The sequence below is a fragment of the uncultured Capnocytophaga sp. genome (assembly GCF_938029845.1).
In the GTDB taxonomy this organism is placed as follows: Bacteria; Bacteroidota; Bacteroidia; order Flavobacteriales; family Flavobacteriaceae; genus Capnocytophaga.
In genome coordinates this window covers 1-8,075 of record NZ_CALHGG010000074.1, presented here as the reverse complement: position 1 = coordinate 8,075, position 8,075 = coordinate 1, and the positions used below count along the sequence as shown (strand labels likewise).

Below are 8,075 nucleotides of genomic sequence, written 5' to 3'. Positions count from 1 at the left end.
ATCCATTAACATGAGTTCGATATAATCAAAATTTACACATACCTAGTTGGGTATTTGCGCCAGCGTGGGGGACAATAATTTACAAGACGCAATGAATTGTGTCTCTACGGAGAACTATGTCCATTAACATGGGTTAGATATAATGAAAACTCCTACAAAACCAGTTGTGGGCATCTGACCACTGAACAGGATGCAAAATTACAACAATGCAAGGGGCGAAGTCAAGGAAAAGGCAGGTGAGAAGTAAGAATTTATACGATAAAAAATAATGTTAAGTATTTAACAGTAGTCAGAGCTCAATCTGTTGTGGCTTAAAATTAAGAACTTAAAATTTTTCTTGACTTTACGCCGAAAATATTGTAACTTTGTTCCCTAATCAATGGATTGTAGGTGGGTTGTTTGTTTTAGTCTATACAGATAATCACTAACCTCCAATCACTAAAAACTAAAAGAATGAAAAGATTAACTTTATTACTACTACTCTTAGCTTCTGTATCTTATGGGCAGGGAGTAAAATTTGGGGCACGTATAGGCTTTACTGTTGCTGATTTGATTATAGAAGGACGAGGCTTTGATACAGCCAATGTACTTAATAGCGATCGCAGAATGGAGTATGTAACCGACCTTATATATTCAGGTTATGTGGGAGGCTTTACAGAGATAAAACTCCCTAAAAGATTTTATATAGAACCAGGGGTGAATCTAACCGTTTTAGGAACGGAATATAGAAACGTGAAGCTCTTCAAAGCAAAAGGAGATGATTTTGAGAGTAAAGATTTCTATAAGAGAGATAAAGTATATATTACCCAATTGAACTTACCTTTCTGGCTAAAATATAATGCTGTGGCAGGCTTGCGCCCTAAGGTTGGGGCTTATGTAGGCTATTTAGCCTCTGTAAGGGAGAAGAGTCATGGAAAGACTACTGAAATGGATACTAAGTATCGCCGTACCGATGTTGATTTTGGTTTAGGAGTAGGGGTGGAGTATCATTTTTCGACAGGTTTCTTTGTAGATACTAATTTTAATATAGGCCTTGCAAACCTTTCTACAAGGGGAGAGGTACGAAACTTTTTCTTACAAACAGGGGTAGGATATAAGTTCTAGAAAAAACTTGTGAAAGACGAAAAAAAATAGTAAGAATTGTTTGATATTACAGAAAAAAGTTGTACCTTTGTCCTAACACAAAATCCTACAAATGGATTACTTTTTTACTGAATTATTTTATAATTAAAAATTTTTTCTATGAGTACAAAAACTCTTTCCATAGATAAATATGGAATTAAAGGCGCTAATGTGCGTTATCAACTCTCCGCAGATGAGTTACATGCAGAAACCCTTGCAAAAGGATTAGGAAAAGAAGCCTCCTCTGGAGCTTTGGCTGTTAACACAGGAAAGTTCACAGGACGTTCTCCTCAAGACCGTTTCATTGTGGAAGATGCTATTACTAAAGATCGTGTATGGTGGGGAAAAATTAATATTCCATTCGCTCCTGAGAAGTTCGATGCTCTTTATGAAAAAGTAGTAGCTTTCCTCTCCAATAAGGAAGTGTATGTACATGATGGTTATGTATGTGCTGACCCTAAATACCGTACCAATGTGCGTACTATTACTGAGCTTCCTTGGAGTAACCTTTTCGCTAACAATATGTTCCTTCGTATAGAAGATAGCGAATTGGCTGGTTTCAAAGAAGATTGGTTAGTAATTAATGCTCCTAGCTTCCTTGCTGATCCTGCCGTAGATGGTACTCGCCAAGGAAACTTCGCAATCCTAAACTTCACCCGTAAGATTGCACTTATCGGAGGTACAGGATACACAGGGGAAATCAAGAAAGGTATCTTCTCTGCGATGAACTTTGAACTACCTGTATTCCGCAACACTATGCCTATGCACTGCTCTGCCAACGTAGGAAAAGAGGGCGATACAGCGATCTTCTTTGGTCTTTCTGGTACAGGTAAAACGACCCTTTCAGCAGACCCTAACCGACACCTTATCGGTGATGACGAGCACGGATGGACTCCAGAGAATACCGTATTCAACTTTGAAGGAGGTTGCTACGCTAAAGTAATCGACCTTACAGCTGAAAAAGAACCTGAAATCTTCGGAGCTATTAAGAAAGGAGCAATCCTTGAAAACGTGATTATGGATGACAAGGGAGTCGTTGATTTCTCTCGTACTGATATCACAGAAAACACTCGTGTTTCTTATCCTATCTACCACATTGCCAATATCCAACCAGGCTCTATAGGACACAATCCAAAGAATATTTTCTTCCTTACTTTTGACGCCTACGGAGTATTGCCTCCAATCTCCAAACTTACACCGAACCAAGCTGCTTACCAATTCATCTCTGGATATACTTCTAAGGTAGCAGGTACTGAAGTAGGTATCACTACCCCACAAAAAACTTTCTCTGCTTGTTTTGGTGCTGCTTTCATGCCATTGCACCCAGCCGAATACGGAAAAATGTTGGCTGCCAAGATCAAAGAATCAGGTGTAAATGTATGGCTTGTCAATACAGGGTACAACGGAAAAATGAAACGTTGCAGCCTTAAAGATACTCGTGCACTTATCACAGCGGCTCTTACAGGAGCTCTTAATAAGGTAGAGTTTAAGGAACTTCCTATCTTCGGATTCCAAGTGCCTCAATCTTGTGCTACTATCTCTGACCAAAGTATCCTCAACCCTGAAAATACTTGGGATGACAAAGCACAATTTGCAGCTAAATCTAGAGAATTGGCAGAAGCCTTTGTAGAAAACTTCAAGAAGTTTGAAGCAGGAGCTGATTCAGAAGTACTTAAAGGTGCTCCTAAATTCTAGAATTAATCATCATTTCTTATAATTAATTGGGAAAGAGGCTACTGGTATATCCGGTATGCCTCTTTCTTAAACTTACATATTTTCTTTTTCAGAATCCTCAATAAATTCCTTAAGGATAGGAAGTTGGCAGTGATTTACATCCTTGCTCGCCGTAAGCAGCGTAACAACCTCTTTCCCTTTAAGTAGTTGTAAGAAGTCTGTAGTATGTGGATTTTGAGAGAGTTCCTCTCGATAGGAGACCCTAAAGGTTTCAAAATCATTGCTTGTATGGAAAGCCTTTCGCAATGTGTCCGAGGGAGCAATCTCCTTGTCCCACAGATCCACCTCTAAGTTCTCTTTTTTAATACCTCTTGGATAGATTTTATCAACCAAAATACGGAAGCCATCGGTATCTTCTTTAGACTGATAAATACGTTTTAATTTGATTTCCATAGAATAAGCTATTTTTTCCATTGCAAAAATAGTGCAAATTTTCTAAAAAAACACTCCTATATCATTCTTTTTTTATACCTTTGCAGCGAATTTAATACAACATCCTATGAAACGTTTGTTCATGTTATTCGTAATGGCTATGGCACCACTTGCTATGAGTGCTCAAGAAAATGGCCAACAGGTACAACCAGAGAAAGCTACTACTAAAGCTTGCTGCAGCAAAGACAAAAAAGACGGAGCTACATGCCATAAAGATGGTAAAGAAGAAAAAGTAGCTTGTCACAAAGATGAAAAGCCATCTTGCGATAAAAACAACAAAAATTGCTGCAAAGACAGTAAGAGTTGTTGCAAAGACAGCAAAGACGAAAAATCTTGCTGCAAAGATGGTAAGGCTTGCTGCAAGGACAGCAAAGAAGGAAAATCTTGCTGCAAAGACGGCAAAGGTAAAGATGGTAAGTCTTGTGGAAAAGACCAAAACGGCGTAGCTTCTGACAAAAAAGAAGATTGCAAGAAAGACGGCAAGAAATCTTGCTGCGCTGCAAAAAAAGCCGCTTAATCGTATTTTTACAAAGCGACAGAGAGCTATCCTATGGGGTAGCTTTTGTCGTATAAATGATAACGTAATAACTAATATAAATGATTTCCACTTATCAGCAGCTCTTAGAAGAAGCAACACACTCTTTCAAGCAACTCTCGCAAAAATCCCATGTGATAGGCACCTTGCGCCTTGTAGTAGCATTGGCCATCTTGGTATCTATTTACTTTGCTTTTAGGGAAAAATCATGGTTAGTAGCTGCAATAATACTCCTTTTGCTTATACTTTTCTTTTATTTGGTAGTGATTCATAAGAAAACAAATCTTTTCCGAAAGATAGCCCAACAGAAAATAACTATCAATGAGAATGAAATCGCCTTTTTGGAGAAAAATCAGTTTTTTTCAGCCAATGGAGAAGAATTTCAAGATGATACCCATCCTTATTCTTATGATTTGGATATCTTTGGAGCACATTCTTTGTATCAATATATCAACCGAACTCATACTTTTTTAGGACGTAAGAGCTTGGCAGCACATTTTTTATCACCTAAAGCTGAAGAGATAGCTCACCTACAAGCTGTAACTCAAGAACTCTCAAAGGAAGAACATCTTAGATGGCGTCAGGAGTTTATGGCCACTACTGCCCTAATAGGAGATAGCCAAGAGTTCTATGAGCAAATGGAGCAATGGGCAGCAAGGGAAGAAAAAGCCTTTCCTCGTTTGCTGAAATTCTTTCTATGGGGGGCTTCGCTGCTTGTAATCGTTAGCCTAATTGCAGGCTATGGATTGGGATATGAGGGATTTAAGGTGGTAGGTAATACATTGATAACCATCAATTTGTTAGTGTTTCTTACCTTTATCGAAAAGATACAAAAGAGCAAACTAGGATTTGAAAATACCTATCACCTGTTATACACCTTCAAGAAGAGTATTGCCCTGATAGAGAAAGCTAATCAATTCAAATCGACTCGGTTTGAGCTTTTACGAGAAAAACTGCATGAGGGAGATGAGAGTGCCAGCAGAAGTATTTCTCAGCTTTCTCGCCTATTGGACGACTTGGATAATGTAGGGAATATATTAGTCTCTATCCCTTTGAATATCTTTACTTTCTATCACCTACACACCTACCAAAAGCTCCTAAGGTGGAAGCAGGCGCATGCCAAGCACATCGCTTCATGGCTCTCCGTTATTGCACAGGTAGAAGTACTACACAGTTTTGCTAATTTCAGCTATAACAATCCTAGCTTTGCTTATCCCACGCTGAATGACCAACAACTGATTTCCTTTGAATCCCTTGGTCACCCACTTATCCCCGCTAAGGGGCGTGTGTGCAATACTATTTCCTTTGCTTCACATCGCTTTGTTATCTTGACAGGTTCCAATATGTCAGGTAAGAGTACCTTTCTCAGAGCCCTTGGGGTGAATATGCTATTGGCAACAATGGGGCTTCCTGTATGTGCTCAAAAGGCCACAATACACCCTATGAAGCTCTTAGTTTCTATGCGCCTATCTGACTCGTTAAGTGATGGGAAATCTTACTTTTATGCAGAGATTAATCGCTTGTGCACCATCATAGAACAGTTGGAAAAAACCCCTTGCTTTGTCCTTCTAGACGAATTGCTCCGAGGTACAAACTCCGAGGACAAGCAATCAGGTACTTTCCGAATTATAGAAAAAATGGTAGCACTCAACGCCATAGGGGTTATTGCTACTCATGATTTGGAGGTATGTACTCTTAGTAATAAGTACCCTGATACATTGCAAAATAAGTGTTTTGAGTCCCAGATTACAGCAGGAGAACTCTATTTTGACTATACACTGAAAGAAGGCATTTGCCAAAACAAGAACGCTACTTTCCTTATGGAAAAAATGGGGGTTATCTGATAGGAAAGTCCAAAAAAATATGTATCTTTGCCCCTTGAACAGTTATTAGTTGTTAGTGATTAGTGATTAGTTATCGAAGACTAAGTACTAATCACTAATAACGAACAAACTAAAGAAAACCGAATGAAAAATATCCGTAATTTCTGCATCATTGCACATATTGACCACGGCAAAAGTACTTTAGCCGACCGTCTGCTCGACTTTACTCAAACCGTAACTGAACGCGAAAAGCAAGACCAATTGCTTGATAACATGGACTTGGAACGTGAGCGTGGGATTACCATCAAGAGCCACGCCATCCAAATGGAATATGTGTACAAAGGCGAGAAATATATCCTCAACCTTATTGATACCCCAGGTCACGTGGATTTCTCCTACGAAGTATCCCGCTCTATTGCCGCCTGTGAGGGAGCACTCCTGATTGTAGATGCTGCCCAAAGTATTCAGGCACAGACTATTTCCAACCTATACTTAGCCTTGGAGAATAACTTGGAAATTATACCTGTCCTCAACAAAATAGACCTGCCGAGTGCCAACCCTGAAGAGGTAAAGGACGACATCGTAGACCTATTGGGCTGCTCACCTGATGATATTATCCCTGCTAGTGGAAAGACAGGCTTAGGGGTAGAGGCTATTTTAGAGGCTATTATTGAGCGCATTCCCGCTCCGAAAGGTGATCCTAAGGCACCTCTGCAAGCATTGATTTTTGACTCGGTATACAACTCTTTCCGTGGGGTGGAAACCTACTTCCGTGTAATGAATGGAGAGATACGCAAGGGACAGAAAATCAAGTTCATGTCCAATGGCAAGACTTATGATGCCGATGAGGTGGGGACACTTAAGCTCAACCAAGTACCTAAGCCCGTGATCTCTACCGGAGATGTGGGCTACCTTATCACAGGTATCAAGGATGCCCGCGAGGTGAAAGTAGGGGATACGATTACCTCGGCAGTGGATGGCTGTAAGGAGGCTATAGACGGCTTTGAGAACGTAAAACCAATGGTCTTTGCAGGTATTTACCCTGTAGATACGGAAGATTACGAGGAGCTACGTGCCTCCATGGAAAAACTTCAGCTCAATGATGCATCGTTGGTGTTTACCCCTGAAAGCTCGGCCGCTTTGGGCTTTGGTTTCCGCTGTGGTTTCTTGGGTATGCTCCACTTGGAGATTGTTCAGGAACGCTTGGAGCGTGAGTTTGGTATGACTGTAATTACCACGGTGCCCAACGTAAGTTACCATGCCTTCACCAAGAAAGAACCTGAAAAACCTATCATTGTCAATAACCCTTCCGACCTCCCAGACCCTTCCAAATTAGACCGTGTGGAAGAGCCTTATATCAAGGCGAGTATCATCACCAAGGCCGATTTTATCGGTCAGGTTATGTCGCTCTGTATAGAGAAACGCGGGATCATCACCAATCAGCACTACCTCACCCCTGAGCGTGTAGAGCTGAACTTTGATATGCCTTTGGCTGAAATCGTGTTTGACTTCTACGACCGCCTAAAGACTGTCAGCAAGGGGTATGCCTCCTTTGACTATTCACCTATAGGTATGCGCGCTTCTAACCTTGTGAAAGTGGATATCCTTATCAACTCCCAATCGGTAGATGCGCTTTCCGCCCTTATCCATGCTGATAATGCCTACAACATAGGTAAGAAGATGTGTGAGAAGCTCCGCGAACTGATCCCACGCCAGCAGTTTGATATACCTATCCAAGCCGCGATAGGCGCTAAAATCATCTCCCGTGAGACCATCAAAGCGCTCCGCAAGGACGTAACGGCCAAGTGTTACGGAGGGGATATCTCCCGTAAACGCAAGCTCTTAGAGAAACAGAAAGCCGGTAAAAAACGTATGCGCCAAGTAGGGAATGTGGAGATCCCACAAAGTGCTTTTATGGCAGTACTGAAGTTGAATGATTGATCGTAGTATGGGCGGGCGGTTATTTTTTATGAAAATTAAATTTTAGCAAAAGTTGAATTAATATAAAAATAAGATTGTCTTCTTAGAAATCTTATAAATATTAACGATTATGAGAAAAATAGTTCTTTTATTGACAGCTGTCATATATTGTATTTCTTGTAAAAAGGAAGAAAATAGCCAAAATAAATATGGTGAAAATGTTATAAGTGCTGAATAAATAACTTTTTTTATTGCAGTAAAATATGCAGAAATAAAAATATTTATTCCAACTACTACATAGGATAAACTATATATTCTTAAAACTCTTTTTACATACAAAATCATATCTTGTTCTCTAAAAAATATTTTGCCAATATATTCTGAAAATAGACTTATAAAGAAAGAACAAAAAATTCCTAAAACTCCTAAAAATATAATAGATATTTTTAGAATATCTTTTAGATTTTTATGATTTTTCTTACCTAAATTATAGCTTATTACAGGTTGTA

At 39.7% G+C, this 8,075-nt stretch carries 7 protein-coding genes; 5 read left to right on the top strand and 2 right to left on the bottom strand.

Annotation, left to right across the window (positions count from 1 at the left end; translation table 11 throughout):
• The first annotated feature begins 453 nt into the window (after window positions 1-453).
• Entirely contained in the window at window positions 454-1,104 is a 651-nt protein-coding gene (locus Q0625_RS05220) for an outer membrane beta-barrel protein (protein ID WP_298824155.1), read from the top strand.
• Window positions 1,105-1,242: 138 nt separating this feature from the next.
• Window positions 1,243-2,817 (top strand): phosphoenolpyruvate carboxykinase (ATP), encoded by a 1,575-nt coding sequence (gene pckA, locus Q0625_RS05215; protein ID WP_298824153.1) that lies wholly within the window; start codon window positions 1,243-1,245, stop codon window positions 2,815-2,817.
• Between the two features lie 72 nt (window positions 2,818-2,889).
• Here pckA and Q0625_RS05210 read toward each other — a convergent pair whose 3' ends face one another.
• A complete protein-coding gene (locus Q0625_RS05210) occupies window positions 2,890-3,249 on the bottom strand; it encodes a DUF488 family protein (RefSeq protein WP_298824151.1) in 360 nt (119 codons plus the stop codon).
• 106 nt (window positions 3,250-3,355) lie between these two features.
• Here Q0625_RS05210 and Q0625_RS05205 point away from each other — a divergent pair, with 106 nt between their 5' ends.
• The 3 genes from Q0625_RS05205 (at window position 3,356) to lepA (ending at window position 7,587) form a co-directional block, all read left to right on the top strand.
• A complete protein-coding gene (locus Q0625_RS05205; RefSeq protein WP_298824148.1) occupies window positions 3,356-3,805 on the top strand; it encodes a hypothetical protein in 450 nt (149 codons plus the stop codon).
• A gap of 80 nt (window positions 3,806-3,885) precedes the next feature.
• Window positions 3,886-5,667: a DNA mismatch repair protein gene (locus Q0625_RS05200; RefSeq protein ID WP_298824146.1), complete on the top strand. Its 1,782-nt coding sequence runs from the start codon at window positions 3,886-3,888 to the stop codon at window positions 5,665-5,667.
• Between the two features lie 123 nt (window positions 5,668-5,790).
• Complete coding sequence (lepA, locus tag Q0625_RS05195) at window positions 5,791-7,587, top strand: translation elongation factor 4 (protein WP_298824144.1); 1,797 nt, start codon at window positions 5,791-5,793, stop codon at window positions 7,585-7,587.
• 57 nt (window positions 7,588-7,644) lie between these two features.
• Here the strand turns inward: lepA and Q0625_RS05190 are convergent.
• On the bottom strand, window positions 7,645-8,075 hold a 431-nt coding region (locus tag Q0625_RS05190), incomplete at its 5' end, for an MATE family efflux transporter (protein WP_298824142.1).